24 protein-coding genes are annotated in these 25,969 nt (G+C 72.7%); 6 read left to right on the top strand and 18 right to left on the bottom strand.

All coding sequences use genetic code 11. From position 1 onward, the window contains the following. Positions 1 to 35 precede the first annotated feature (35 nt). Both ACF08B_RS34320 and ACF08B_RS34325 read left to right on the top strand, forming a co-directional pair. A complete protein-coding gene (locus tag ACF08B_RS34320; RefSeq protein WP_392320961.1) occupies positions 36 to 1,250 on the top strand; it encodes an MFS transporter in 1,215 nt (404 codons plus the stop codon). Positions 1,251 to 1,302: 52 nt separating this feature from the next. Then, positions 1,303 to 1,857, top strand: coding sequence for a hypothetical protein (locus tag ACF08B_RS34325; RefSeq protein WP_392320962.1), 555 nt, complete (start codon positions 1,303 to 1,305; stop codon positions 1,855 to 1,857). A 17-nt stretch (positions 1,858 to 1,874) separates the two neighbouring features. On the opposite strand, the gene ACF08B_RS34330 is transcribed toward ACF08B_RS34325, so the two are convergent. Both ACF08B_RS34330 and ACF08B_RS34335 read right to left on the bottom strand, forming a co-directional pair. Further along, a complete protein-coding gene (locus tag ACF08B_RS34330) occupies positions 1,875 to 2,333 on the bottom strand; it encodes an acyl-CoA thioesterase (protein ID WP_392320963.1) in 459 nt (152 codons plus the stop codon). Positions 2,334 to 2,437: 104 nt separating this feature from the next. After that, the gene (locus tag ACF08B_RS34335; RefSeq protein ID WP_392320964.1) at positions 2,438 to 3,706 is read right to left on the bottom strand and encodes an alginate lyase family protein; all 1,269 of its coding nucleotides are present in this window, start codon (positions 3,704 to 3,706) and stop codon (positions 2,438 to 2,440) included. Positions 3,707 to 3,844: 138 nt separating this feature from the next. Here ACF08B_RS34335 and ACF08B_RS34340 point away from each other — a divergent pair, with 138 nt between their 5' ends. From ACF08B_RS34340 to ACF08B_RS34350, 3 genes are all read left to right on the top strand, one after another. Beyond that, on the top strand, positions 3,845 to 5,236 hold the full coding sequence (locus ACF08B_RS34340; protein WP_392320965.1) for a uracil-xanthine permease family protein: 1,392 nt from the start codon (positions 3,845 to 3,847) through the stop codon (positions 5,234 to 5,236). Between the two features lie 320 nt (positions 5,237 to 5,556). Then, on the top strand, positions 5,557 to 6,243 hold the full coding sequence (locus ACF08B_RS34345) for a DUF5995 family protein (RefSeq protein ID WP_392320966.1): 687 nt from the start codon (positions 5,557 to 5,559) through the stop codon (positions 6,241 to 6,243). Between the two features lie 78 nt (positions 6,244 to 6,321). Further along, positions 6,322 to 7,251, top strand: coding sequence for an LLM class F420-dependent oxidoreductase (locus tag ACF08B_RS34350; protein WP_392320967.1), 930 nt, complete (start codon positions 6,322 to 6,324; stop codon positions 7,249 to 7,251). Between the two features lie 34 nt (positions 7,252 to 7,285). Here the strand turns inward: ACF08B_RS34350 and ACF08B_RS34355 are convergent, their stop codons facing one another. The 10 genes from ACF08B_RS34355 to ACF08B_RS34400 all read right to left on the bottom strand — a co-directional run bounded on the left by ACF08B_RS34355 (position 7,286) and on the right by ACF08B_RS34400 (position 19,107). Beyond that, positions 7,286 to 8,983, bottom strand: a complete 1,698-nt coding sequence (locus ACF08B_RS34355) for a flavin monoamine oxidase family protein (protein ID WP_392320968.1) — start codon at positions 8,981 to 8,983, stop codon at positions 7,286 to 7,288. A 49-nt stretch (positions 8,984 to 9,032) separates the two neighbouring features. Beyond that, the gene (locus tag ACF08B_RS34360) at positions 9,033 to 9,821 is read right to left on the bottom strand and encodes a carbon-nitrogen hydrolase family protein (protein ID WP_093479216.1); all 789 of its coding nucleotides are present in this window, start codon (positions 9,819 to 9,821) and stop codon (positions 9,033 to 9,035) included. A 293-nt stretch (positions 9,822 to 10,114) separates the two neighbouring features. Further along, positions 10,115 to 10,495 (bottom strand): DUF742 domain-containing protein, encoded by a 381-nt coding sequence (locus ACF08B_RS34365; protein ID WP_256340071.1) that lies wholly within the window; start codon positions 10,493 to 10,495, stop codon positions 10,115 to 10,117. A gap of 7 nt (positions 10,496 to 10,502) precedes the next feature. Beyond that, the gene (locus ACF08B_RS34370) at positions 10,503 to 10,940 is read right to left on the bottom strand and encodes a roadblock/LC7 domain-containing protein (RefSeq protein ID WP_079192735.1); all 438 of its coding nucleotides are present in this window, start codon (positions 10,938 to 10,940) and stop codon (positions 10,503 to 10,505) included. Continuing rightward, positions 10,930 to 13,578, bottom strand: a complete 2,649-nt coding sequence (locus tag ACF08B_RS34375; RefSeq protein ID WP_392320969.1) for a nitrate- and nitrite sensing domain-containing protein — start codon at positions 13,576 to 13,578, stop codon at positions 10,930 to 10,932. Before ACF08B_RS34375 ends, ACF08B_RS34370 begins: the two co-directional genes overlap by 11 nt. 93 nt (positions 13,579 to 13,671) lie before the next feature. After that, positions 13,672 to 15,147, bottom strand: coding sequence for an HAD-IA family hydrolase (locus ACF08B_RS34380; RefSeq protein ID WP_392320970.1), 1,476 nt, complete (start codon positions 15,145 to 15,147; stop codon positions 13,672 to 13,674). A 14-nt stretch (positions 15,148 to 15,161) separates the two neighbouring features. Next, a complete protein-coding gene (locus ACF08B_RS34385) occupies positions 15,162 to 16,238 on the bottom strand; it encodes an ABC transporter ATP-binding protein (RefSeq protein WP_392320971.1) in 1,077 nt (358 codons plus the stop codon). 6 nt (positions 16,239 to 16,244) lie between these two features. Then, positions 16,245 to 17,066: an ABC transporter permease gene (locus tag ACF08B_RS34390; RefSeq protein WP_392320972.1), complete on the bottom strand. Its 822-nt coding sequence runs from the start codon at positions 17,064 to 17,066 to the stop codon at positions 16,245 to 16,247. Continuing rightward, positions 17,051 to 17,950: an ABC transporter permease gene (locus tag ACF08B_RS34395; protein ID WP_392320973.1), complete on the bottom strand. Its 900-nt coding sequence runs from the start codon at positions 17,948 to 17,950 to the stop codon at positions 17,051 to 17,053. The genes ACF08B_RS34390 and ACF08B_RS34395 overlap by 16 nt, the downstream gene beginning before the upstream one ends. Continuing rightward, a complete protein-coding gene (locus ACF08B_RS34400) occupies positions 17,947 to 19,107 on the bottom strand; it encodes an ABC transporter substrate-binding protein (protein ID WP_392320974.1) in 1,161 nt (386 codons plus the stop codon). The genes ACF08B_RS34395 and ACF08B_RS34400 overlap by 4 nt, the downstream gene beginning before the upstream one ends. A gap of 210 nt (positions 19,108 to 19,317) precedes the next feature. Between ACF08B_RS34400 and ACF08B_RS34405 the strand changes: the two genes are divergently transcribed. Continuing rightward, positions 19,318 to 20,058, top strand: a complete 741-nt coding sequence (locus ACF08B_RS34405; protein ID WP_392320975.1) for a GntR family transcriptional regulator — start codon at positions 19,318 to 19,320, stop codon at positions 20,056 to 20,058. A gap of 117 nt (positions 20,059 to 20,175) precedes the next feature. Here ACF08B_RS34405 and ACF08B_RS34410 read toward each other — a convergent pair whose 3' ends face one another. From ACF08B_RS34410 to ACF08B_RS34435, 6 genes are all read right to left on the bottom strand, one after another. Beyond that, positions 20,176 to 20,628, bottom strand: a complete 453-nt coding sequence (locus ACF08B_RS34410) for an Lrp/AsnC family transcriptional regulator (RefSeq protein ID WP_073899367.1) — start codon at positions 20,626 to 20,628, stop codon at positions 20,176 to 20,178. A gap of 27 nt (positions 20,629 to 20,655) precedes the next feature. After that, the gene (locus ACF08B_RS34415) at positions 20,656 to 22,143 is read right to left on the bottom strand and encodes an amino acid permease (protein ID WP_392320976.1); all 1,488 of its coding nucleotides are present in this window, start codon (positions 22,141 to 22,143) and stop codon (positions 20,656 to 20,658) included. A 365-nt stretch (positions 22,144 to 22,508) separates the two neighbouring features. Further along, positions 22,509 to 23,960 (bottom strand): GuaB1 family IMP dehydrogenase-related protein, encoded by a 1,452-nt coding sequence (locus tag ACF08B_RS34420; protein ID WP_392320977.1) that lies wholly within the window; start codon positions 23,958 to 23,960, stop codon positions 22,509 to 22,511. Between the two features lie 123 nt (positions 23,961 to 24,083). Beyond that, positions 24,084 to 24,413: a barstar family protein gene (locus ACF08B_RS34425; protein ID WP_392320978.1), complete on the bottom strand. Its 330-nt coding sequence runs from the start codon at positions 24,411 to 24,413 to the stop codon at positions 24,084 to 24,086. Beyond that, complete coding sequence (locus ACF08B_RS34430; RefSeq protein WP_392320979.1) at positions 24,410 to 24,817, bottom strand: ribonuclease domain-containing protein; 408 nt, start codon at positions 24,815 to 24,817, stop codon at positions 24,410 to 24,412. Before ACF08B_RS34430 ends, ACF08B_RS34425 begins: the two co-directional genes overlap by 4 nt. Positions 24,818 to 24,868: 51 nt before the next feature. Beyond that, a complete protein-coding gene (locus tag ACF08B_RS34435; RefSeq protein WP_073899375.1) occupies positions 24,869 to 25,912 on the bottom strand; it encodes a sugar-binding transcriptional regulator in 1,044 nt (347 codons plus the stop codon). Positions 25,913 to 25,969: the final 57 nt, after the last annotated feature.

A 25,969-nucleotide genomic window follows, 5' to 3' on the forward strand; every position in this document is an offset into this window, starting at 1 on the left:
CGGCGGGTGGGGAACTCCCGGGGAGGGGCTGGAACATGGGTGACGTGGGTGACGCACGCGGCGAGGTCAGGCGCGCCCGGTACGCCGTGGCGGCCGTGTTCGCCGTGCACGGCGCCGTGACCGGCTCCTTCGCGACCCGCGTGCCCTGGATCCAGGACCACGCCTCGCTCGGGGCCGGCCAGTTGGGGTTCGCGCTGGCCTTCACGGCGTTCGGCGCCTCGTGCGCGATGCCGCTGGCCGGCCGGATCAGCCACCGCTTCGGGAGTCGGACGGCGCTGCGCGGGCTGCTCACGCTGTGGACGCTGTCGCTGATCCTGCCGTCCCTGGCGCCGAACCTGTACACGCTGTGCCTGGCCATGTTCGCCTACGGCGCCACCGCCGGAATGGCCGACGTCGCGATGAACGCGCTCGGCGTCGAGATCGAACGGCTGCTGGAGAAGTCGATCATGTCGGGCCTGCACGGCATGTGGAGCGCGGGCGCGCTGGTCGGCTCGGCGGCGGGCACACTCGCCGCGCACCTCGGTTCCGACGCCCGCCTGCACCACGCGCTCGCCGCGGCCGCCCTGACCCTCCTGGGCCTGCTGGCCTGCAACTGGGTGCTCGACCTCCAGCCGGCCGAGGACGAGGAGCCGCCCCCTCGGTTCGCCCTGCCGCCCCGTTCCGCGCTGCTGATCGGCACGGTCGGCTTCTGCGCGGTGTTCGCGGAGGGTGCGAGCCTGGACTGGTCGGCGGTGTTCCTGCGGGACCGGCTGGACGGTTCGGCCGGTCTGGCCGCGGCCTCGACCACCGGTTTCATGCTGACGATGGCCGTGGCCCGGATCGCCGGGGACGCTGTGGTGAACCGTTTCGGCGCGGTCCGCACGGTCCGGGCGGGCGGGATGCTGGCCGTCCTCGGCGGGCTGCTGATCGTTCTCGCCGACCATCCGGCCGTGGCGATGGGCGGGTTCGCGCTGATGGGTCTCGGCATCGCCGTGGTCGTACCGCTGTGCTTCGCGGCGGCCGGGCACGCGGGACCCAATCCGAGCCAGGCCATCGCGGGCGTCGCGACCATCACCTACACCTCGGGGCTGATCGCACCGAGTCTGATCGGCGGGGTTGCCCAGGCGACCAGCCTGGTGGTGTCGTTCTGCGTGGTGACGGTCCTGGCGTGCGGGCTCGCGGTGTTCGCGGGCGTCCTGCGCACCGCCGAACGCGGCGGCCGCAGGGAGATCGGCCCGCAGGCCACGGCGGTTCCCGACCCACGCCCCTGACGGCGCCGCTCCCCGGCACGTCGGGTTCCGACGTTCCCGGACAGGAGACCCGTTGTCCCCCACTTCGCCGTCCGCCCCCGCCCGTGCCGGGCTGGCGGCCGCCCTCCTCGTGCCGGCCGCCTTCCTCGGCGGATGCGCGCTCACCGGCGGCGACGGCTGCCACGGCACCGGAGGCGACCTGAGGCGGCTGGCCGCCGAGCCGGTGCTCGGCACGGCACCCGCCCGCGCCGCGGCACCCGCCAACTACCGCGACACGGGCGTGACCACCGGCTGCGACGACGACAGCAGCGGTGCGCCCTGGCTGCACGCCGACCGTCTCTACGCCTTCCCGGGCGGGCCCGGTGACGTCGTCGCGCACTACACGAGGGCGGCCGCCGCGGCCGGCTGGCGTCCCGAACGGGACCCGAGCGGCACGGCGGCGCCCGCCTCCGTGGAGGGCGCCTGCTGGACGAGGACCGAACACGGCCGGCATCTGCTGCTGACCGTCGGCTTCCGCACCGGCTCCATCTCCCCGGCACCCGAGGCGGGTTCGGGTATCGCCTTCGAGGTGTCCGTCGGCAGCAAGGCGGACGGCAGCGGCGGGGGCGAGGCCACCTGCTGGCACTAGGCCGTGTCCGGCACCGTTCAGTCCGCGGGCCGCAGCAGTTCCGCGCCCACGGCCCGGAAGGCGTCGCTCCACGGCGCGGGGCGCAGGGTCGCCGAGTCCAGCCGGACGAGTACCCGGGTGCCCCGCGCATAGGTCTCGCTCCCGTCGGCCGAGCAGAAGCGGAAGCCGTAGGTCAGACCGGTGGTGCCGAGCCGCTCCAGCCAGAGGTGCACGGCGTACGTGCCGGGGCGGGTGACCGGCGCCTCGTAGCCGATGGTGAGTTCGCGGACGGCGTTGCAGGCGTCGCCGGCGGCCGCCCAGTCCCCGTCGAAGCGGACGCCGTGCTCGTTCCAGAGCTCGGTCCAGGCCCGCTCGACCATCAGCGGGTAGCGGGCGTTGTGCAGGAGCCCGAGCGCGTCGAGGTCGTCGAAGTGGACGGTGACGGGAATCAGCCGGCCGTGGGACACCACGGGGGCGGTCGGGGCTTCGGCGGTCACGGGAGGGCTCCTGAGCATCGCTGGCGGGGTGGGGCGCGCCCACCCCCGAACGCATTCCATACTAAGCGACCGCTCAGAAGCCCCGGACTCCGGGAAGTACCTGGTCAGCCCGCTATCGAGTCCAACTGCTCGGCGGCGGGCCGCAGGGCCCACAGATCTCCCCCGGGCGGGGCCTCCAGGCGCGGCACGGCCGCCCTCGCCGCCCGGTCGCCGGCGTCCGCCGCCGCGTGGACGACATCGGCCGCCGCGTACCGGAGGAACTCCAGCTCGGGGTGCGGCCAGCCGGCGGCGCCGGTCGCGGCCGGCAGCAGGTAGTCGACGGCCTTGACCAGGCTCTGTCCGTCGGGTCCGCGGTAGCGCCAGAGGTCCACGCCCACATGCCGGCCGATGGCCGCGAGCCGGGTGTACGCGACGAGGTCGAAGGTCGAGTAGTGCCAGCTGCGGGTGCGGGCGAGTTCCTGGGGCTGGCTGCCGTCGCCCGCGATCTGCGGGTCGATCCGGGCCGTGCGGGCGGCCAGCACGGTCCGCCGGGCCAGGGCGGTGTCCCCGGTGGCGTAGGCGAGGGCGGCGAGCTGCATGTCGTAGAAGGTGCCGTGGTTGTTGGCGGCCGCGCCCTCCTGTCGGCCGAAGTCGCTGTTCCGCAGCCAGTCACGGAAGTCGGTGTTCCACTCGCCCATCGCGGCGCGGTCCCCGGCGGTCCAGCCGGGTGCGCCCGTGGCGAGGATCGCCTGGGCGTCCAGCACGCTGGTGTACGACTGCGAGAAGTCGATGACGCCGATGGCCCGGCCGTCGTACTTGCAGGGGATGAACTGGGCGTGGTCCAGGTTCGGGTTCATCCGGGTGGCCGGGTCCAGGAACCAGGTGCGCAGGATGTCCCCCGCCTTCACGGCGTAGGCGCGTCTGCCCGTGTAGTACCAGGCGAGCGAGAGGTCGTAGGTGGCGTCGAAGACCTTCTCGGCGTCCTGGCGGTCCGTGCCGGTGTCGACCTCGGGATTGCGCTGCCCGTCGCGCTGGACGTACGGGCAGCCCCAGGGGTTGCCGGCCGTCGGGGTGGTCGTGGGCCACCAGTAGGGGGCCTGGCTGAGGTAGTCGTGGACGTCGCCCCCGGGCGCCGGCCTCGGTTTGTCGACGACCGTCCAGGGGCCCTGGTCCAGCCAGGTGTCGGCACGGGTCGTGAGGTCCTTCAGGGTCCGCCGCAGCCGGGGGTCGTGGTCGAGGCGGGCCCGGGTCCGCTCGAGGCGGGCGCCGTCGAGGACGGCGGTGCGCGGGGCCCCGGGGGCGGCCGGGGCGGCGTGCGCGGAGGGGGCGAGCAGGGCTGTCGTGAAGGTCACCACGGCGGCGATCAGCACGGCCGCACGGGGGCTTCCTCTCATCGGGCACTCCGATCTCGGGAGCAAGGTGGTCAGATACATGAACATAGTTCATGAATAGGACCGTGCGAGCGTAGAGCCGCGAGGTACACGTGACAATGGTTCGGACCGTCTTCACGTACAGAGAAAGCGAAACCCCACATGGATCTCGGCGTGCGCTGGAAGCTGCACGGTGACGGGCGCACGCCCGCGCCCGGAGCGGTGGTACGCCCCGACGAACGGCTCTCCTGGCCCCGCACGGTCGGACTGGGCGCGCAGCACGTCGTCGCGATGTTCGGCGCCTCCTTCGTGGCACCGGTGCTCATGGGCCTGGACCCCAACCTGGCGATCATGATGTCGGGCGTGTCGACCGTGATCTTCCTGCTCGCCACCCGCGGCCGGGTGCCCAGCTACCTCGGCTGCTCGCTGTCGTTCGTCGGCGTCGCCGCCGTCATCCGCGCGCAGGGCGGTACGAGCGCGACCGTCACCGGCGCGGTCTTCGTCGTCGGTGCCGCGCTGTTCCTGGTGGGGCTCGCGGTGCAGCGCTTCGGGGCGCGGATCATCCACGCGGCGATGCCGCCGATCGTCACCGGCGCGGTGGTCATGCTGATCGGCTTCAACCTCGCCCCGGTCACCGCCTCCACCTACTGGCCGCAGGACCAGTGGACGGCGCTGCTGGTCATGCTGTTCACCGGTCTGGCCGTCGTCTGTCTGCGCGGTTTCTGGTCCCGCATCGCGATCTTCCTGGGGCTGCTCTTCGGGTACTTCATCTCCTGGGCGTTCGACCGGATCTTCGGGAAGATCCACTCGATGAGCCCGAGCGGCAAGGTCACCGACCACTGGCGGCTGGACCTCTCCGGCGTCTCCCGGGCCGACTGGATCGGTCTGCCGTCCTTCCACGGGCCGACGTTCCAGTGGTCGGCGATCCTGGTCGCGCTGCCGGTCGTCATCGCCCTGGTCGCGGAGAACGCGGGACACGTGAAGGCCGTCGGCGAGATGACCGGCGACCCCCTGGACGACAAGCTCGGTACGGCGATCTCGGCCGACGGCGTCGGCTCCATGCTGTCGACCGCGGTGGGCGGCCCGCCGAACACCACCTACTCGGAGAACATCGGCGTGATGGCGGCGACCCGCGTCTACTCGACCGCCGCCTACTGGGCCGCCGCCGGCTTCGCGCTGCTCTTCGGCATCTGCCCCAAGTTCGGCGCGATCGTGGCCGCGATCCCGGGCGGGGTCCTCGGCGGCATCACCGTCATCCTCTACGGCATGATCGGCCTGCTCGGCGCCCAGATCTGGATCAACGCCAAGGTCGACCTGCGCAATCCGCTGAACCTGGTCCCGGCCGCCGCGGGCATCATCATCGGCGTCGGCAACGTGAGCATGAAGTTCTCCGACACCTTCTCGCTCAGCGGCATCGCGCTCGGCACCCTCGTCGTCATCACCGGCTATCACACGCTGCGCGCCTTCGCCCCGGCCCATCTGAAGAAGCAGGGGCCGCTGCTGGACGAGGGCACGTCCAGTTACGACGACCGGACCCCGCGCGCCAAGTCGTAGGCGTACGACGGGGTGAACGTCCCGGCCGGGCCCCGGCAGCCGTCGGACTCCCCCGGCAGCTTCACCCACAGGCAGGCGTCGACACGCGCCCCGCCCGTGGTCGGCGTCGGGGGCCGGCCGATCATGAGGACCCAGCGGTCGTAGGCGATCTCGTCGGCCGTGCCCCGGAGGTTGGAGACGTTGCTGCCGTTCCCCCTCCACCGCCGGTCCCCCTGAAGTGCGCGCGGTGCCGCACCCCGTACGGCCCCGCGTTCCCCCGATCCGGCGAAGCACCGGGCCGGTCGGCACGCCGGTCGGCGTGGGGCTGGGACCCTTCCCCCATGGCGCAGTTGGAACACCTCACCACTCCCGTCGACGCGGTCCTCGGCCGGATGCGCGCGCTCGACGCGGCCCTGCCCGAGCGGGACGGGGTCGCCGTGTTCAACCGCGTCTACCTGGCCGTCACCGAGGAGGTCGGACGGCACCTGCACGGCGGGAGGTTCGGGGACCCGCGGGCGGCGATCGCCCTGGACGTGCGGTTCGCCGAGCGGTATCTCGCGGCGGTCGACGCGGTATCCGCGGGCCGCCGTCCACCCGCCTGCTGGCGGCCGCTGTTCCAGCTCCGCCACCACCCCGGGGTACGCCCCCTGCAGTTCGCGCTGGCGGGCATCAACGCGCACATCGGGCACGATCTCGCGCTCGCCGTGGTGGACGCCTGCCGTACGCTCGGCTGCGAACCGGCCGAGCTGGAGGACGAGTTCGACCGCGTGGGCGATCTCCTCGTCTCGCTGGAGGAGCGCATCCGCGAGGATCTGATGCCGGGCCCCGATCTGCTCCAGATCGCCGATCCGCTCACCCATCTGCTGGGCTCCTGGAGTCTGGAGCGGGCCCGGGACGCCACCTGGGCGGCGGCGCGGGCGCTGTGGGCACTGCGGGCTTGCGGGGAGCTGGCCGAGGAGTTCACCGAACGACTGGACGCGGCGGTGGGGTTCGCCGGGCGGATGCTGCTGACCCCGCTCGCCGGCTGATCCGGACCCGATATCCGGAACTCTCCCGCGCCCGACGGGAGTTGCATTGCCGGTACCCGACTGCAGAGGAGCGACCGCATGGCGACCCGGCTCGGACTCGGACTTCCCCAGATGCGGCAGTACTCGATCGGCGACGACGTCCCGAGGGTGGCGCGCGCGGCCGAGGAGATCGGCTACGACAGCCTGTGGGTCTTCGAGCGGGCCCTGTTCCCGGAGCCCGCCACCCAGGGCCTGTACGGCATCGAGGGCCTGCCCTGGCCCGACCGCTACCGGGCGGTGGCGGATCCGCTGGTCACCCTCACGCTGGCCGCGGCGGCCACCCGGCGGGCGGAGCTGGGCACCAGCGTGCTGGTGGCACCGCTGCACCTGCCGTTCCAGCTCGCCAAGGCCCTGGCCACGCTGGACGCGGCCAGCGGCGGCCGGGTGGTGGCCGGCCTCGGCACGGGCTGGTCCCTGGACGAGTACGCGGCCTCGGGCGTCCGGCCCTTCGAGGAACGCGGCAGGGTGCTGGACGAGACCATCGAGGTGTGCCGCGCGGTGTGGGGCCCGGACCCGGTGGTGCACGAGGGCACGGTCGCCCGGATCGCCTCGGCGGTGGTCGGGCCCAAGCCCGCCCGGCCGATCCCGATCCTGCTCGCCGCGAGCAACGGCAGGGCCCTGCGCCGGCTGGTCGACCACGCCGACGGCTGGCTGCCCACGGGCGCCGGCGCGGAGCAGATCGCCGCCCAGCGGCGGCGGTTGCGGGACATGGCCGAGGAGCGCGGGCGCACCGAGCCGATCCGGACGGTGCTGCGGGCGAACACGAGCGTGCGCGCGAAGCCGTGCGAGGGCGCCGACCGCAGGCCCTTCCAGGGCAGCGTCGACCAGATCGTGGCCGATCTCGTGGAGCACGCCGGGATCGGACTGGACGAGATCCTCGTCGACCTCCAGGGCGAGGCGCGGGACGCGCAGGAGCTGACGGACGTCGCCGCCGAGGTGTTCGAAAAGGCGCGGGCGGCCGGAGTCTGAGGCCGGCCGGCCGCGCCTTTGTCCTTGGTCCCGGTCAGTCCTCGGGAAGCTCCACCGGGGCGATCTCGTCGTAGACGTCGCCCGGGCCCGGGTTGACCGCGTCGGTCTCGCCGCCGAAGTGGTGCATGACGCCCCAGACCGCGTTCAGCGCGGTCTGGATCGCGCCCTCGGCCCAGCCGGCCGTCCAGGAGATGTCGTCGCCGGCGAGGAAGATGCCGCGCTTGTCCTCGGGCAGCCGGTCCTGCATGAAGTGCGTGAACAGGCGCCGCTGGTAGCGGTAGTGGCCCGGCAGGTTGGCCTTGAACGCGCCCATGAAGTAGGGCTCGTTCTCCCAGGAGACGGTCACCGGGTTGCCGATGATGTGCTTCCGGATGTCGACCTTCGGGTAGATCTCGCCGAGCGACTTCAGCATGACCTCCATCCGCTCGTTCGCGGACAGCGGCAGCCACTTCAGGCTGTCGTCGCACCAGGTGTACGACAGGCAGATCACGGCCGGCTTGTCCGGGCCGTCGTCCAGCAGGTAGGTGCCGCGGGTCATGCGGTCGGTGAGCGTCATCGACATGACGTCCCGGCCGGTCTCCTCGTCCTTGTCCAGCCAGAACGGCCGGTCCACGGGCACGAAGAGCTTGCTGGACTCCATGTAGTGGGTGCGCTCGATCGCGGTCCAGTGGTCGATCGGGAAGAGCGAGTCGTCGCAGGCGATCTTGGACAGCAGCATCCAGGACTGGGCGGTGAAGATGGCCGCCTTGTAGGTGCGGATGTCGCCGTTGGCGTCGGTGACGGTGATCTGGTTGCCCGCGGTGCGGTGCAGCCGGGTCACGGCCGGCTTCGGCTCGCCGTCCACGTGCAGGGACTTCAGCGAGGTGCCGTACGGCCAGTGGACGATCTTCTCCGGCTCGCGCTCCCAGAGGCGCAGCGGCAGCTGCTGCGAGCCGCCGACGATGCCGCGGTGGTGGTCGTCGGCCTCGGTGTAGACGACGCGCAGGATCTCCAGGATGGAGTTCGGGAAGTCGGTGTCCCAGCCGCCGGTGCCGAAGCCGACCTGGCCGAAGATCTCGCGGTGCCGGAAGGACTTGAAGGCCTCGGAGTCGCAGAGGAAGCCGTAGAAGGTCTGGTTGTCGAGCTTCTCGACGAGCTGCGCCCAGATCTCGCGGATGCGCGGGACGTCCCGCTCGCGCATCGCGCGGTTCATGTCGGAGAAGTCGGCGCCGTCCTCGAGGCACTTGTTCCAGGCGGCGGCGACGTCCCGGTAGACCTGGGGCAGGTCCTCGACCGTCTCGGCGTAGTGCGACTCGCCCTTGAGGTCGACCACGGTCGACGGGGTGGTCTCGGCCAGCGGGTTCGGGAACGGCGTGGTCTCCAGGCCGACCAGGTCGATGTAGTGCTGCAGGGCGGTGGAGGACGGCGGGAACCGCATGGCGCCCAGCTCGCAGTTGAGCTCCTCGTCGCAGCCCTCGAAGCCGACGGTGCGCAGCCGGCCGCCGAGCTGGTCGGCCTCGTAGACGACGGGCTTGAGGCCCATCTTCATCAGCTCGTACGCGGCCACGATGCCGGACAGACCGCCGCCGATGACCGCGACCTCGGCGCCGTGCTCGGTTGCCGGTATCTGGCCGAGGCCCGCCGGGTGGGCGAGGAAGTCGTCGTAGGCGTAGGGGAAGTCCGGGCCGAACATGGTGATCGGCGGCTGCTGCTCGTCGGTGTGCTCGACGGCGTTGGGCACCGTGGACGTCATGGGGTACGGACTCCTTGCGCGGGGGTGGATCGGGGAGGGCTCGGGGGGATCAGACCAGGGACCCGTACAGGCCGGGGCGGCGGTCCTTCAGGTACGGGTTGGCCTCGCGGGAGGCGGCGAGGAAGGCCGGGTCGACGTCGGCGACGACCAGCTCCTCACCGCGGCCGGCGCGGGTGCGGGCGATCCCGTCGGGCCCGGCGAGCGCGGAGAGCCCGAAGAACTCGAACTCGCCCTCGGCGCCGACCCGGTTGACGTACGCGACGTACATCTGGTTCTCCCAGGCACGCACCGGCACCATGGACTCGGCGACGAACTGGAAGGGGTGCATGTTCGCCGTCGGCACGACGAGCAGGTCGGTGCCGGCCAGGGCGTGGGCGCGGGCGTTCTCCGGGAACTCGACGTCGTAGCAGATCATGATGCCGACGGTCAGGCCGCCCAGCCGGGCCTGGACGAGCGACTGCTCGCCGGGCGTGAAGTGCTCGCGCTCGGCGCAGCCGAAGAGGTGGGTCTTGCGGTAGTTCGCGAGCCGGGTGCCGTCGGCGGAGATCAGCTGGGCGGAGTTGTAGACGGTCTCGCCGTCGCGCTCCGGGTAGCCGTAGGTGATCGCGATGCCGTGCCGGCCGGCGATCTCGGCGATCGCGTCGGCGGAGTCACCGTCGGCGCGCTCGGCGAGGCGGGCGATGTCGTCGCCGATCGCGTACCCGGTCAGGAACATCTCCGGCGCGGCGAGCAGCGCGGCGCCCGCGGCGGCGGCCCGGCCCGCGGCCGCGTCGAGGACCTTGAGGTTCTCGGCGACGGAGCCGGGGCGGCCGGAGCTCTGGAGCAGGGCGGTGCGCATGCGGGGTCCTCACCGGAAAAAGGGGTTTTGGGGGCCAGAAGAAAGGTACGTTCGGCACGCTCGGCCGGACAAGAAGGAGCCGTTGCGCGCCGGTGCACGGTTTGTTGCGCGCACCATGGGTTCGGCGGCGATTCGTTGCGCGGCCGTCGGAGCGGTGCCCGTCCCTCGGGGGGCTCGGGCGCGGACAGGAGCTCACGGCGGCACCGCCCTGCCCTCGGGAGGAAGATCACCGTCGGTTCACCGGCCGCGTCCCCGCTGCTCAGCGCGGGTACGGCGGTCCCCCGGCGCCCGTGCTAGATCTGCCGGAGCCGTTGGACGATCTCGCGGAGCAGGACCGGGTCGGTGGCGGTGCCGTCGGGTCCCGCGCGCCGGGGCTCGTCGATGCGGATCAGGTCCGCCGCGGCCAGGTCGCCGAGGAGGACCCGGACGACCGTGAGGGGGAGATCGGCGTCCGCCGCGAGCTCCACCACGGGGCGAGGGCCGCGCCGGACCAGTTCGAGCAGGGTCGCACCGGCGTGGTCCACGGCGGGCTCCGGCCCCTCGGTGTCCAGCGCGGTGACCCGGGACATCAGATCGACGGTGTGCCGGCCGTCGGGCCGGGTACGGCCCCGGGTCACCGTGTAGGGGCGCACCATCGACCCGGTCTCGTCCTCGTACCAGTGCTCGTCGCTCACCGTCGGCTCAGGAGCCCGATCGGGCGGCGGCGTCCAGGTGGCTGCCGAGGCGGCGGACGAGGAGGGCCATCTCGTGGGCGAGCTGACCGACGTCGGTCCGGGCCTCGCTCAGCACGGCGAGCCTGCTGCCGTGGCCGGCGGGGGTGATGAAGAGGTAGGCGTCGTCCAGCATCACCATGGTCTGCCGCACCTCACCCGCCGCGAACCGCTCCCCCGCCGATCTGGCCAGGCCGTGGAAGCCGGAGCAGATGGCGGCCAGGTGCTCGATGTCCCGTCTGCGCATGCCGTCCGAGCTGCTGAGCGGCAGCCCGTCGGCGGTGAGCAGCACGGCCTGGCGTACGTGGTCGGTGCGCGCCACGAGATCGTCCAGCAGCCAGCCCAGGTCCGTGCCGGGCGCTCCCGCGGGCACGTCGGTCTGCTCGGGGTTGTGATCGTCACCGGGCATCGTCGGTGTCCGTCCCTTCGTCGGCGTGGGTGGTCATGTCGGTGGCCTGCGCTGCCGTCCCGTCCGCGCCCGGCTCCCCGGCCGCGGGGAGGCCCTTGCGGCCGCGGTCGAGGCCCCGCTGGAAGGCGCCGAAGATCGCGCGCATCTCCTCCGGGTCGAGGGCCCGCTCGGGCACGGCCCCGGGTCCGGCCGGCTCGTCGCGCAGCTCGGGGGCCAGGGCGGCCTGGCGGGTCCGGCTGGGCAACGTGGGCAGCACGGACGGTCCGGCGGGTTCCCGGGCCGGAGGCTCCGCGGCGGGCGAATCCCGCTCCACCACCGATCCGGCGGACTCCCGGACCGAAGACTCCGGGGCGGGCGAATCCCGCTCCACCACCGATCCGGCGGGCGCCGGGGCGGGCGAGTCCCCCTCCACGACCGATCCGGCGGGTTCCCGGACCGAAGACTCCGGGGCGGGCGAATCCCGCTCAACGACCGGTGCGGCGGTCGCCGGCGCGGGCCGCGTCCGTTTCCTCGTCGGCAGCTCCCGCACCGGGGCGATCCCCTCGCCGGCCCGCGGCGCGGGAAGCCCGCGCGCCGCACGGACACCGGTCGCCGGGTCCGCGGTGCCCGCCGGCGGTGCGCCCGCGGCCGTGTCCGTGGTGCCGTCCGGCCTCGGCCGCGCCCCGGCTCCCCGGCCCGTCTCCGCGTCCGTCGCCGGCCGGCGTACCCCCGCTGCGGCCCGCACCGGCTCCGGCTCCGCCAGCACGCTCTCGGGCAGCAGCACCACCGCCGTCGTACCGCCGTACGGCGAGTCGCGCAGGCTCACCTCGATGCCGTGGAGGGCGGCGAGGCGGCCGACGACGTACAGGCCGAGCCGGTCGTGGCGGGTCGGGTCGAAGGCGTCGGGGTCGGTGAGGGTGCGCTGGGCCTCGGCCCGCTGTCCGGCGTCGAGACCGAGGCCCCGGTCGTCGATCTCCAGGACGAAGCCGCCGCCCACCCGCCCGGTGCGCAGGGTGACCTGGGTGTGCGGCGGAGAGAACACCGTGGCGTTCTCCAGCAGCTCGGCGACCAGGTGCACGACGTCGGCGACCGCGTCCGCGGCCACGCCCGTCTCCGGCATCGGCGGCACGACCACGCGCGCGTAGTCCTCGATCTCACCGACGGCCGACGCGACGACGTCCGCGACGGGCACGGGCCTGCGCCAGCGGCGGCCGGGCGCGGAGCCGGACAGGATGATCAGGCTCTCCGCGTGCCGGCGCATCCGGGTGGTCAGGTGGTCGATGCGGAAGAGCTCGCGCAGCACGTCCGGGTCCTCGGTGCGCCGCTCCAGCGTGTCGACGAGCTTCAGCTGGCGGTGCACCAGCGCCTGGTTGCGCCGGGCGATGTTGAGCAGGACGGCGAACAGACCGCGGCGCAGGGTCGCCTGCCGGACCGCGGCCTCCACGGCGGCCAGGCGGGCCGCGTTGAAGGACCGGCCGACCTGCCCGATCTCGTCGTCGCGCACGTCGTCGGCGGCGAGCGGCGGGGCCTCGGCGGCCGCGTCCACCTCCTCGCCGGCGCCCAGTCTCCGCATGACGTCGGGCAGCTGGCGCTGTGTGAGGACGTCGGCGGCGTCCCGCAGGGTCTCCAGGCGCCGGGAGATCCGCCGGGCGCCGCGCACCGCGAACCACAGCGACAGGGCCACGGCGGCCAGCCCGACCGCGCCGACGACGGCCGCCTTCGTCAGCTCCCGGTAGGCGAAGGCGCGTCCGCGCGCGGCGGAGTTCTCGGCGGAGCGGGTGCACAGCAGCATGTACCGCTTGACGGCCCGGTCGGTGGTGGAGCGCCAGCTGTCGGCGGCGACGGCCCGCCCGGCCCCGGCGGCACCGGAGCGCAGCAGCGCGTCCTCGCCCCGCTCCAGGGAGCGGTGCGGGTCGTCCCGGGCGAACTGTTCGAACAGCGCCCGCGAGTCGGCGGGCAGGTCCGGCACGTAGGTCCGCTCGAAGACGCGCCGGTCCTCGATGGTCGCGGTCAGGCTGTCGTACTGCCGGTCGGTCAGCGTGCCGGCCGCGCGTGCGCCCGCGACGAGGGCGTCCTCCCGGGACACGAATTCCCGGACCCGGACCAGCTCGACGACGACCTGTGCCTCGCGGGCGAGCTGTCCGGCCTGGAGCGCGGTGAGCGTGGACTGCACGTCGAAGCCGGGCTCGACGAGCGCGCTGTACTCGTCCACGGCCCGGTCCCAGCTGAGCCGCCGGGACAGCACGCGTTCGCGCAGCCCCTCCAGCCTGCCGGTGGCCTTCACCATGGTGTCCAGGGCCTGCCGCTGACGGTCCGTGAGCCGGTCCCGGTCTCCGTCCCGGACCGCCTGCCGCATGGCGTCCACGGCCCGGTCGGTACGCCGCTGCTGGCCGAGCAGCTGCCCGGCGGTGGTGGTGTCGAGGCGGCCGCCCAGGTAGGTGGCGGACAACCGCCGCTCGATCTGGATCTGTCCGACCGCGGTGTCCACGGGGGTGCCGAAGTCCTCGTACACCCCCTGGAGCCGGACCAGCGCGCGCAGTTCGGCGGTGACGGACACCATGGCGAAGCTCCACAGGGCCATCAGGGCGACGGCCGGGGCGAGCGCGAGCGCCACGATCCGCGCACGAACGGTGGTGGGACGGCCGAGGGGCCAGCGCATGGAGACCTGCCGGTGTTACCAGTCGGTAGAAAGTTCGGCACAACCTACGGGATCAGCACCGGCCCCGCAATGGTGACCTGCGGTAACCCCGGGTCACCCGGCGGGCAGGGCGAAGGTGGTGACGACCGCCGCGTGGTCGGAGGGCCAGTCGTTGCCCGCCACGTCCGGCCAGGGCCGCGGGGTGCCGGTGACCAGCGTCCGGGAGTCGAGCACGGTCAGTCCGCGGTGCAGGACGTAGTCGATCCGGTCCTGCGGTTCGGGCCGTCCGCCGCCGTCCTCGTGCACCGGATGAACGGGCGACCAGGTGTGCCCGGGTTCGGCGGCCGGGTCGGGGTGGGCCTCGCGGAAGGAGTCGGCGAACCCCGCGTCCTCGGCCGCCTCGGTCACCGGCCAGCGCACGTCCGGCCAGTCCAGGTGGGAGGGGCAGTTGAAGTCCCCGACGAGGACGACCGGGACGCCGTCGTCCGACGACTCGGCGATCCGGTCCAGCGCGTCCCGCATCTGGCTCAGCCGCAGCTCCTCGTGGGCGATCAGCCCGGCCGCCGGCAGTCCGTCGAAGGCGGCCTCGTAGGGCCCGTACGGCGTGTAGTGCAGGTGTGCGGTCCAGATGTCCACCTCGCGGCCGGGGGCGACCGCGATCCGGACACCGGCGGCGCCGTAGAAACCGACGTCCGGGTCGCCGAAGCGGGCGGTGACGGGGTGGCGGCTGAGGACGCCGAGGTTCTCGCCGGCCCGGTGGTGGTGCCAGCCGAGGGCCTCGGCCAGCTCCTGGGCGGCCGTCCCGCCGGTCTCCTGGAGCCCGACGACGTCGGCACCGCTCTCCAGGACCGCCTGGACCTGCTTGGCCCGGTGGTCGTCGACCTTGCTGCCGCCGAGCCACAGGTTCCAGCTCATCACGCGAAGCCGGGGAACGGCCATCCGTTCCAGGTCGGCGGCCGTGACCCCGGCCAGGCTGTCCCGCACGGTCCGGCCGGGCGCCTCGCCGATCGGCGCGAGCGAGGGCACGGCGAGCACCGTGCACCCGGCGGCCTCGGCGGAGGCGACGCCGGTCTCGGTGTCCTCGACGGCGACACAGGCCGGCGGGTCGACCCCGAGGATCCGGCAGGCGGCCAGGTAGGGATCGGGGGCGGGCTTGGTGCGGGCGGTGTCGTCGGCGGTGACGGAGGTCGCGAACCGGTCGGCGCCCAGTGCGTCGAGGACGACGTCGGCGACCGCGCGCGGGGACGCGGTGACCAGGGCCGTGGGGACGCCCGCGGCGGCGAGCGCGTCCAGCAGCTCGACGGCGCCGGGGCGGGGCACGATGCCGGTGCGGACGCGCTCGGCGAACTCGCGGTGCAGGACGGCGGCGAGGTCGGCGGCCGGCCTGCCGGTGGCCGCGCCGAGCCAGTCGGCGGTGTGCTCTACGGGGCGGCCGAGCACCTCCGGCTGGTCGGCCTCGGTCAGCGGGCGTCCGGCGACCTGCTCGACCGCCTCCCACCACAGGCGTTCGGTGTCCACGAGGGTGCCGTCCATGTCGAACAGGACGGCGTGCAGACGGTGGTGGGGGCGGTCGGGGGCGTGGGGGGTCACGTCGGGGTCTTTCCTCACTTCTGGATACGTTCGGCCACCAGCACCGGCCGCTCCGGCAGCGACACGGTGACGGCGGTTCCGGCGCCGAGTCCGGCGGCCTCGTGCGCGGGCAGGTCGGCCTTGGCCTCGGTGCCGTCGGCGAGCCGTACGGTGACCCGGACGACCGCGCCGAGGAAGGCGGTGGCGACCACGCGGGCGCCGCCCCGGTCGTCGGTGTGCAGCCGTACGGCCTCGGGCCGCACCAGCACGTCCACCGCGCCGTCGGGCACCTCGCCCTCGGCGGGCAGCCGCTGCCCGAGCACCTCGACGGTGCCGTCCTTCAGCTCGCCCGGCAAACGGCTCATGGTGCCCACGAACTCGGCGACGAACGCGGTGGCCGGACGCCCGTACAGCTCGGCGGGCGCGGCGCACTGTTCGAGCCGCCCGGCCCGCATGACGGCCACCCGGTCGGCGACCGACAGGGCCTCCTCCTGGTCGTGGGTGACGAACAGGGTGGTGATGCCGAGCTCCTGCTGGAGCCGGCGGATCTCCTCGCGCAGGGTGAGGCGCACCTTGGCGTCCAGCGCGGACAGCGGCTCGTCGAGCAGCAGCACGCGCGGACGCAGCGCGAGGGCGCGGGCGAGCGCGATGCGCTGCTGCTGGCCGCCGGACAGCTGGTGCGGGTAGCGCGCGCCCTTGTCACCGAGGCCGACCAGCTCCAGCAACTCGGCCGCGCGGGAGCGGCGTTCGGCCGTGCGGACCTTGCGCATCCGCAGCCCGAAGGCGACGTTGTCGAGGGCGTCCAGGTGCGGGAAGAGGCTGTACGACTGGAAGACCATCCCGGCGTCGCGACGGTGGGCCGGGACCCGCGTGACGTCCTCGCCGTCCACCAGGACGGCGCCGGAGTCGGGGTGCTCGAACCCGGCGAGCATGCGCAGCGCGGTGGTCTTGCCGCAGCCGGACGGGCCGAGCAGGGCAAGGAACTCCCCCGGCCGGACGGTGAGGTCCAGTCCGTCGAGGGCGACGGTGGCGCCGAACTCCCTGCGCAGACCGCGGAATTCGACGGTGGCGGCCTTCTCGGCCGTTGCCTTCTCAGGCGTGGTGACGGTCATGACGGTTCATCCCCGGGAAGAAGCGGTTCGGGTGCGTCCGCCGCCGGCACCGGCGAGCGCGAGGAGCAGGGCCCAGGTGACGAGCAGGCTGAGCACGGACACGGCGACGGACATCTGGGCCTGCGAGCCGCCGACGTTGTAGATCCACACGGCGAAGGGCCGGAAGCCGAGCAGCTGGGCGACGGTGAACTCGCCGAGGACCAGTGCCAGGGTGAGGAAGGAGGCGTTCAGCAGGGCACCGCGCAGGTTCGGCAGCACGGCCCGGACCAGCGCCTGCGGCCAGGAGGCACCGCAGCTGCGGGCGGCCTCGACCAGGGTCCGTACGTCGATGGAGCGCAGGCCGGCGTCCAGGGCGCGGTACACGAAGGGCAGCGCCATCACGACGTACGCGAGGACGAGGACCAGGGGGAAGTTCTCGTTCTGGATCACCACGAACGTCTGGAACAGCGGGGTCCGGGACAGATGCTCCGGGCCCCACTTGAGCACGGTGACGATCCCGGCGACGAACGCGATCGGCGGCACCACCAGGGGCAGCGAGCACACCACCTCGACCACCGGTCGCATCCGGGGCGCACCGAGCCTGAGCGCGACCGCGGCGGGCACCATGGGCAGCAGGACGACCGCGATGGTGGCGACGGCCAGCTCCAGCGAGAGCAGCAGGCTGAAAACGAAGCCCTCGGTGGACAGGATCCTGGTGTAGGCGTCGAACGTGACGCCCTGCCCGGGCACGTCGACCGTGAAGATCACGGAGGCGGTGAGCGGCACCAGGAAGTACAGCGCGGCCAGGCCGAGGACGGCCCACCGCCACGGGGTCAGGCGTCGAGCCATCGGGCGCTCCGTCGTTGCAGGGGCAGGTACACGGCCATCACCAGGCCCGCCACCAGCACCATGTCGAGGCTGAGGGCGAGGGCCACGTTCTCCTGGCCGACCAGGACGTTGCCGGACAGCGCGTCGGCGATCTGCAGGGTGACCAGCGGGACCGCGCTGCCGACCATCGCGGCGGCGGTGGCGTAGGCGGCGAAGGCGCTGCCGAACAGCAGCACCAGGCCGCCGAGCAGGGAGGGCGCCAGCACGGGCAGGGCCACGTGCCGCCAGTACTGCACACCGGTGGCGCCGTTGTTCAGCGCGGCCTCCCGCCACTGGGAGCGCAGACCGTCCAGGGCCGGGGTGATGGTGAGGACCATGAGCGGGATCAGGAAGTACAGGTAGACGAGGACCAGTCCCCAGAAGCTGTACAGGTCCCAGCCGGTGTCCTTCAGGCCGAGGTGCACGGTCAGCACGCCCGCGTTGCCGAGGGTGGCGACGAAGGCGAAGGCGAGCGGGACCCCGCCGAAGTTGGCGAGCACGCCGGACGCGGTCAGCACGGCCTCGCGCAGCGCGCGGGAGCGGGAGCCGGCCACGGCCTGCGCGAGCGGCAGCCCGAGCAGGGCGCCGAGCACGGCGGAGACCGCGGACAGCTTCACGCTGCCGAGCAGGGCGGTGAGGTACGGGCCCCGGAGCGAGGCGGTGAGGTTCGCGGCGGTGTAGGAGGCGGCGCCCGTCGTCGGGTCCTTGACCGTGAAGGCACCGTCAAGGACCGCCAGGGCCGGCAGCCCGAAGGCGATCGCCGTGAACACCAGCAGCGGCACCACGGCGAGCCAGCCGGGGGCGTGGCGCCGCCGCTTCGCCGGAGCGGCGGGCGCCACGTCCGCGCGCGGGAGGGCGGCGGTCATCCGGAGACGGCCTTGCCCCAGCCCTGCGCGAGGGCCGTCTTGGCCTTGCTCTGCTGGTCCTCGGTCGGGAAGGCGGGCGTGCCGGTGACCTTCGGGAGCCTGGCGGCGGCCGTCCTGTCGAGGGTGCCGGCCTTGTCCATCGCGGTCATCAGGGCGGGCCGGGCGTAGCCCTTGAGCCACAGGTTCTGGCCCTCGGTGCTGTAGAGGTACTCCTGCCACAGGCGGGCGGCCGCCGGGTGCGGGGCGTCCTTGTTGACCGCCTGGGAGTAGTGCTGGGCGTACTGGCCGTCGGCCGGGATGGAGACCTTCCAGTCCACGCCCTTGGACCGGAACTCGTCGGCGTAACCGGCGTTCAGGTAGTCCCAGTCGACGGAGATCGGGGTCTCGCCCTTCTCGACGGTGGCCGGGGTGGACTCGACGGGCGTGTAGTTGCCGTTCTTCTTCAGTTTGGCGAAGAAGTCGAGGCCGGGCTGGATGTCGTCGAAGGAGCCGCCGTCGGCGAGGGCGGCCGCGTAGACGCCGCCGAACGCCGAGCCGGACTTGGTGGGGTTGCCGTTGAGGGCGACCTGGCCCTTGTACCGCGGCTTGAGCAGGTCCTTGAAGGTGGTGGGGCAGGTCTTCACCCGCTTGGCGTCGCAGCCGATGGAGATGTAGCCGCCGTAGTCGTTGTACCAGCGGGCCTGCGGGTCCTTCTGGGCCTCGGGGATGTCGCCGTAGGAGGCCACCTTGTACGGCGCGAGCAGGCCCTGCTGGGCGGCGCTGAGGGCGAAGGAGCTGCCGAGGTCGAGGACGTCGGGCGCGCGGTCCTGGCCCTTGCGGGAGGTGACGGCGTTGATCTCGTCCTGGCTGGAGCCGTCGGGGCTCTCGTCCTCGATCTTGATGCCGTACTTCTTCTGGAAGCCGTCGATGATCGCGCCGTAGTTGGCCCAGTCGCGGGGCACCGCGATGATGTGCAGCTTCCCCTCCTTCTTGGCGGCCTCGACCAGGGCGTCCATACCGCCGAAGTCGGCCGCGGAGGTGGCGGTGGCGGCGTTCCTGCCGGTCTTGGTGGTGCTGGACGCGTTGTCGGGGGCGGCGCCGCAGGCGCTCAGCGCGAGCGCGGCGACGACGGCGAGGGAACCGCCGAGGACGGCGTTTCTCGGCAGGGACACGGTCACGGTCTCTCCAGGGGGCGCACGAGGGTGGAGTAGTGCGGGCAACTTGTATGAACAAGTTGGCCTCAGTACGCCCGGCGTCGGTGTCCTGTCCGTGAACACCGGCGAAACAGCAACCCCTGATTCCCTGCACACTTCCGGCCGGAACGGATCACCGGGGAACGTCGATTAGGCTGGTCACGCTGTGCACAGCGGCCTACGCAGAGGGGAAGCATGACGGCGCGACACGAGGAGATCGCGGACGAACTGCGCCGCGCGATCGACCGCGAGGAGTACGCGGTCGGCAGCAGGCTGCCCTCGGAGTCGGAACTCGCCGCGCACTACGGCGTCTCGCGCGGCACCGTCCGCCAGGCCGTCGCCGCCCTGACCGCCGAAGGGCTCATCGGGTCCCGGCAGGGCGCGCGCCGGGTGGTCCTGGCCAGCCGCCGCAGCCAGAGCTTCGAGGAACTGCGCAGCTTCGCCCAGTGGGCGCGGGCCATGGGCCACGAGGCCACCGGCCACGTCGTGACCCAGGAGTACCGCCCGGCCGGCCACGAGGACGCCGTGCGCCTGCAACTCACCGTCGGCACACCGGTGTTGCACGTCCTGCGGGTGCGCGGCCTGGACGGCGAGCCGGTGCTGCTGGAGCGCACCGTGTACGCCGACTGGATCTCCCCCGCGGTCGAGGCGATCGAGCCCGACTGTCCGTCGGTCACCCAGCGCCTGTACGACGACACCGGTCTGGTCTTCGCCTACGGCGAGCACGTCATCGACGCGGTGGCCTGCGGCGCGCTGGACGCCGAGTTGCTCGGGGTGCGCCGGACCAGCCCGCTGCTGCGGGTGCGGCGTGTGACGACGACACGGGAGGGCCGGCCGGTCGAGTGGTCGGACGACCGCTACCGGCCGGACGCGGTGAGCTTCAGCGTGCACAACTCGATCGGCAACAATCCGCTCGCGCGGAAGGCGGCGGAGTAGAGCGGGGGCTCGTCCTCGTCGCCGGGTGCGGGGCCACCGTGGTCGCTCGCGCGGTTTCCCGCGCCCCTGGGGGCTGCGGCGCAGCCTGCCCGGAAAGGCGCGGGGAACCGTGTCTCCCTACCCCGGCGCACCGGAGGAGAAGCGGCGCAGCAGGGGCGACAGGACCAGGACCGACTTGGTCCGTTCCACGAACGGCTCCCCCGCGATCCGCTCCAGGACCCGCTCGAAGTGGCGCATGTCGGAGGCGAAGACCTGGGCGATCGCGTCCGCGTCGCCGGTGACGGTCGACGCGGCCACGACCTCCTGGTAGCGCTCCAGACCCCGCTGGATGGTCTCCGGCGAGGTGTTGCGCCGGCAGTGGATCTCGATGAATCCCTCGGTCTCCCAGCCGAGCGCCGCCGGATCCACCCGGACGGTGAACCCGGTGATGGCTCCGGTGGCGCGGAGCCGGTCCACGCGCCGCTTCACCGCGGGCGCTGACAGGCCGACCATCTGCCCGATGTCCGCGTAGGAGCGGCGGGCGTCCTCGGCGAGGGCGTGCACGATGCGTTCGTCGAGATCGTTCAGCACAGGGGGTTGTTCACTTCTTCGGTTCGATCACTTCTCTGCCGTCACCGCGAGCACGTCGTCGGTCGCGAGACGGGAACGGCGATAGCCGTACACGAAGTAGAACACGAGCCCGACGGCCATCCAGCATCCGAAGACGACCCACGTGACGGTGTCGAGGCTGAACATGTTGTACGCGCAGAACAGGAAGCCCAGCACCGGCAGCACCGGCCCGAACGGCACCTTGAACGTGCGCTCCAGCCCCGGCCGCTTGTACCGCAGGACGATCACCGCGACGTTGACGAGGGCGAAGGCGAACAGCGTGCCGATGCTGGTGGCGTCGACCAGCTTGCCCAGCGGGATGAGCGCGGCGAGCACACCGCAGAAGAGGGACACGATCACCGTGTTGAGGCGGGGCGAGCCGGTCTTCGCGTGGACCTTGCCGAGCGCCTTCGGCACCAGGCCGTCGCGGGCCATCGCAAAGAGGATGCGGGTCTGGCCGTAGAGAACGGTGAGCACCACGCTCGCGATGGAGATGACCGCGCCGAGCGCCAGCAGGGTGCCCCAGAAGGTCTGGCCGGTGACGTCGTCCATGATCGCGGCGAGGGTCGCCTCCGAGCCGTCGAACTTCTTCCAGTTCCAGGCGCCGACGGCGACGCCCGCGACGAGCACGTACAGCACGGTCACGATGATCAGCGAGAGCATGATCGCCCGGGGCAGGTCGCGCTTGGGGTTCTTGGCCTCCTCACCGGCGGTGGAGGCGGCGTCGAAACCGATGTACGAGAAGAACAGCGTGGCGCCGGCGGCGCTGACACCCGTCATGCCGAGCGGCATGAAGTCGGCGTAGTTGCCGGACTTGAAGCCCATGAAGCCCACCGCGCAGAACAGCACGAGGGCGACGATCTTCACGCAGACCATGATCGTGTTGGCGCGGGCGGACTCGCGCGCGCCGCCGAGCAGGAACACCATCGCCAGCAGGACGACGATCAGGGCGGGCAGGTTGATGATGCCACCCTCGCCCGGAGCCGAGGACAGGACGCCCGGGATGGTGACACCGATCGTGCCGTCGAGCAGTTCGTTGAGGTACTCGCCCCAGCCGACGGCGACGGCGGCCACCGACACGCCGTACTCCAGTACCAGACACCAGCCGCAGACCCAGGCGACCAGCTCACCCAGCGTTGCGTACGCATACGAGTAGGAGGAGCCGGCGACCGGGATGCTGCCCGCCAGCTCGGCGTACGACAGCGCCGAGAACAGGGCCGTGAGGCCGGCGATCACGAACGCCAGGGTGACCGCCGGACCGGCCTTCGGGACGGCGTCGCCGAGGACGACGAAGATGCCGGTGCCGAGCGTGGCACCGATGCTGATCATGGTCAGCTGCCACAGTCCGAGGGAGCGCCGGAGCTGCCCTCCCTCGCCCTGGCCGCCCTCGGCGACCAGGCGTTCCACGGGCTTGCGACGCATGAGGCGCGCGGCGACGCCCGGGGACGCGGGGGCGGCCGCTCTCTCGTTGTGCGGGGGTGCGCCTTGGTCGAGCACGTAGGGGCTCCTTATCGCTGCCGGTCTGGGTGGGGTCGGGTCCGGCATGGCCGCCGGACCCTCGGGGCGGGGACCGGCGGCAGCCCGCGAGAGCAGGGATCCGCCGAGCGGAGTCCCCGCCACGCCACGTACAGCGCAGCACCCTACGGGGGTGGGCTTTACGGGCGTAATGCAGCAACCTTGCGCATGCCCGCATGATCATTGCGTTCATCCGACCGGAATGCCAAATCGTTGCGCGCGGGCTGCCGACCGTTGCACGAGGGCCCTGCGACGGGCTCCGCCGGCCCCGCGGAGCCCGGGAACGCCGACGGCCCCCGCTGTTCCCGGGAGGGGGACAACGGGGGCCGCGCGGACGGTACTTGGGGTCAGCTCCAGCTGGCGTGCAGCGGCTTGCCCTCGGCGTAGCCGGCGGCACTCTGGATGCCGACGATCGCCTTCTCGGCGAACTCCTTTAGGGAGCCGGCGCCGGCGTAGGTGCAGGAGGAGCGGACGCCCGCGATGATCGAGTCGATCAGGTCCTCGACGCCCGGTCGGGCCGGGTCGAGGAACATCCGCGAGGTGGAGATGCCCTCCTCGAACAGCGCCTTGCGGGCCCGGTCGTACGCCGACTCCTCCGAGGTCCGGTTGGCCACGGCGCGCGCGGAGGCCATGCCGAACGACTCCTTGTACAGCCGGCCGCCGGCGTCCTGCTGGAGGTCGCCCGGGGACTCGTAGGTGCCGGCGAACCAGGATCCGACCATGACGTTGGACGCGCCGGCCGCGAGGGCCATGGCCACGTCGCGCGGGTGGCGGACACCGCCGTCCGCCCACACGTGCTTGCCGTGCTTCCTCGCCTCGGCCGCGCACTCCAGGACGGCCGAGAACTGCGGCCGGCCCACGCCGGTCATCATGCGGGTGGTGCACATGGCGCCGGGGCCCACGCCGACCTTGATGATGTCCGCGCCTGCGTCGACGAGGTCCTTGACGCCCTCGGCGGAGACGATGTTGCCCGCGACGATCGGCACCTGCGGGTCGAGGGCGCGGACCACCTTGATCGCGCTGATCATCGACTCCTGGTGGCCGTGCGCGGTGTCGATGACGAGCGTGTCCACGCCCGCGTCGAGCAGCTGCTTGGCCTTGCCCGCCACGTCGCCGTTGATGCCGACGGCGGCGGCGATGCGCAGCTTGCCCTGGGCGTCCACGGCCGGGGTGTACAGCGTGGCCCGCAGGGCGCCCTTGCGGGTGAGGATGCCGGCGAGCTTGCCGTCCTTGTCCACGGCGGGCGCGTAGCGCCGGTTGTGGGTGTCCAGCGTGTGGAAGGCCTCGCGCGGGTCGATGTCCGCGTCCAGCAGGAGCAGGTCCTTGGACATGACCACTTCGAGCTGGGTGAAGCGGTCCACGCCGGTCAGGTCCGCGTCGGTGACCACACCGACGGGCCGCTGGTTCTCGTCGACGACCACACCGGCGTTGTGGGCCCGCTTGGGCAGCAGGGCGAGTGCGTCGGCGACGGTCTGGTGCGGGGCCAGCACGATGGGTGTGTCGAGCACGTGGTGGCGGCTCTTGACCCAGGAGATGACGTCCGTGATCACGTCGATCGGGATGTCCTGCGGGATGACCACCAGGCCGCCGCGGCGAGCCATCGTCTCGGCCATGCGGCGGCCGGCGATGGCGGTCATGTTGGCGACGACGAGCGGGATGGTGGTGCCCGTGCCGTCCGGGGAGCTGAGGTCCACGCCCTGACGCGAGCCCACCGCGGAGCGGCTCGGCACCATGAACACGTCGTCGTACGTCAGGTCGTACGCGGGCTGGATGTCATTGAGGAAACGCACGTGCTGCACATCCCAGTCGATCAGAGGTGACCCCCCGACGGGTGCGCCAGGGGAAAAGAGCACGTACTTCATTGTCCCATGACGCCGCGGCTGTCAGGCCCCGACAGAACATCCAGGGTCGCGGCCGATCACCTAGGAGGTTCCTCCAAGGGCGAGGACGACGGCGAGGGAGGGAGTACGGTCCACCGCCTCGGCGAACACCTCCTGGGCGGTCCGCCACTCCCGCGGGCTCGCCTCGGCGTACGGCTGCCAGCCCCGCACGACGACGAGCATCCCCTGTTCGACCGCGCCCTCGGGCCAGACGGTGTGGTCGCACAGGGAGTCGGCCAGCGCGTCCCAGTTGCGGCCGAACCAGTCGGGCAGCGCGAGGGCCCGGGCGACGCGGTCCATCAGGCCGGGCTTGTCGGTGACGCCGGCGAGGTCCAGTGCGACCACGAAGCGCCCCGTCAGGTCTTGGCTCATCTCAGTACCGCCCGGAACGTGTCGTAGTGATCGTCGGTGTAGTAGATCTCCCCGCCCTGACCGGTGACGAGGCGCCGCGCCCCGCGGTCGCGGGAGCCCGGCGTCGGCACGGTGTACTCGTGGTAGTAGCCGCGCCGGTGCGCCGGCAGCCGCCCCTCGAAGTTCCCGAAGACGACGCCGTCGCGGGCGTAGGGGTAGGGGCCGCCCCGGTCGATGAGCGCGAGCGTCCTGCGCGCCTCGGCGGGCAGCCGGGACGCCGCCACGGTGCCCGTGCCCCTGGCCCACGCCGGGGTGGACGCCGCCGGCGCGGTGGTGGTGACCGGGCCGGGCGAGCACCCCGTCAGCAGGACGGAGAGGCAGACCAGCAGTCCCGCGAGCGCGCGGGGGACGAACCGCAGCAGCATGTGGACGATGCTGCCACGGCCGTCCCGCTACGCGGGTGCCGCGACCCGCGCTCAGGGCCCGTCGGGGTCCTGGCGGTTGAGCGCGGGCTTCGGCGTCGGGCCCGCGGTCATCAGGTAGTCCGCGGCGGAGGTGTCCGTCACCAGGCTGGTGACCAGGCCGGACCGCAGCACCGCGTCGATCGCCGACGCCTTTCGCTGCCCGCCGGCGATGGCCACGACCTCCGGGATACGGCGCAGCTGGTCGGTCTTGACCGTGATGCACCGCTCGCCGAGGTCCCGCCCGATCCGCCGCCCGTCGGCGTCGAAGAGGTGCGCGGACATCTCGGCGGCGACCCCGAGCGAGGCGTAGTGCGCGCGCTCCTCGTCGCTGAGCATGTCGTGGACGGTCGAGATGCCCGGCTCCCAGGAGCCGATGGAGACGCAGGCGACCGTGACCTTGTCGAAGTACTCGAAGGCCCGGGCGATCCCGGTCTGGTTGCGCAGCGCCGCCGCGGTCGCCGCGTCGGGCAGCAGCATCGGCGCGTAGATGGGGTGCGCGTCGCCGCCGGACACCTGGGCGGCACGGCGCACGGCCTCCACGGAGCCGCGCTCGGCGGTCCCGGCGTCGTACACACCCGTCAGCTGCACCACCGTGCAGGGCGGCAGCCGGTCGAGCGCCGCCGCCATGTGGATGGTGGAGCGTCCCCAGGCCAGCCCGAGCACGTCCCCCTCGTTGACGAGTTCGCCGAGCAGGTCGGCCGCGACCTCGCCCAGGTTCTCCGGGTCGGGGGTCTCCTCGGCGTCGGCCGGGGATTCGACCACGACGGCGTGTCTGAGGCCGTAGCGGGCGCGGAGCGCGTCGGAGCGCTCGGCGTCCAGCTCGGCCGGGACGCGGATCTCGATGCGCACGAGATCCCGTTCGAGAGCCGTCTCCAGGACCCGGGCCACCTTGAAGCGGCTGACGCCGAACTCCTCCGCGATCTGGATCTTGGACTTGCCCTCGAGGTAGAAGCGGCGGGCCATGGCCGCCGCCTGGACCAGCTCAGCGGGTCCCATCCGCATGGCTGACCGGCCCGCCGACATACCCGACACGGCGATCTCCTCACTGCTGTTCACACTCTGGATTCGCCGTTCATCCTTGCAGATTCGGCGCAACTGATCCGCCCTGATGGG

The organism is Streptomyces sp. NPDC015139, from assembly GCF_043079785.1.
In the GTDB taxonomy this organism is placed as follows: Bacteria; Actinomycetota; Actinomycetes; order Streptomycetales; family Streptomycetaceae; genus Streptomyces; species Streptomyces albidocamelliae.

Bases quoted from the DNA above. Each gene is read 5' to 3' on its own strand.
- ACF08B_RS34355 (WP_392320968.1), bottom strand. From the start codon at position 8,983: ATGACGTCCACGGTGCCCAACGCCGTCGAGCACACCGACGAGCAGCAG.
- ACF08B_RS34370 (WP_079192735.1), bottom strand. From the start codon at position 10,940: ATGCCCGGTGACGATCACAACCCCGAGCAGACCGACGTGCCCGCGGGA.
- ACF08B_RS34360 (WP_093479216.1), bottom strand. From the start codon at position 9,821: ATGCGCACCGCCCTGCTCCAGAGCTCCGGCCGCCCCGGCTCCGTCGCC.
- ACF08B_RS34385 (WP_392320971.1), bottom strand. From the start codon at position 16,238: ATGACCGTCACCACGCCTGAGAAGGCAACGGCCGAGAAGGCCGCCACC.
- ACF08B_RS34335 (WP_392320964.1), bottom strand. From the start codon at position 3,706: ATGAGAGGAAGCCCCCGTGCGGCCGTGCTGATCGCCGCCGTGGTGACC.
- ACF08B_RS34390 (WP_392320972.1), bottom strand. From the start codon at position 17,066: ATGGCTCGACGCCTGACCCCGTGGCGGTGGGCCGTCCTCGGCCTGGCC.
- ACF08B_RS34340 (WP_392320965.1), top strand. From the start codon at position 3,845: ATGGATCTCGGCGTGCGCTGGAAGCTGCACGGTGACGGGCGCACGCCC.
- ACF08B_RS34375 (WP_392320969.1), bottom strand. From the start codon at position 13,578: ATGCGCTGGCCCCTCGGCCGTCCCACCACCGTTCGTGCGCGGATCGTG.
- ACF08B_RS34345 (WP_392320966.1), top strand. From the start codon at position 5,557: ATGGCGCAGTTGGAACACCTCACCACTCCCGTCGACGCGGTCCTCGGC.
- ACF08B_RS34405 (WP_392320975.1), top strand. From the start codon at position 19,318: ATGACGGCGCGACACGAGGAGATCGCGGACGAACTGCGCCGCGCGATC.
- ACF08B_RS34430 (WP_392320979.1), bottom strand. From the start codon at position 24,817: ATGCTGCTGCGGTTCGTCCCCCGCGCGCTCGCGGGACTGCTGGTCTGC.
- ACF08B_RS34425 (WP_392320978.1), bottom strand. From the start codon at position 24,413: ATGAGCCAAGACCTGACGGGGCGCTTCGTGGTCGCACTGGACCTCGCC.
- ACF08B_RS34350 (WP_392320967.1), top strand. From the start codon at position 6,322: ATGGCGACCCGGCTCGGACTCGGACTTCCCCAGATGCGGCAGTACTCG.
- ACF08B_RS34395 (WP_392320973.1), bottom strand. From the start codon at position 17,950: ATGACCGCCGCCCTCCCGCGCGCGGACGTGGCGCCCGCCGCTCCGGCG.
- ACF08B_RS34320 (WP_392320961.1), top strand. From the start codon at position 36: ATGGGTGACGTGGGTGACGCACGCGGCGAGGTCAGGCGCGCCCGGTAC.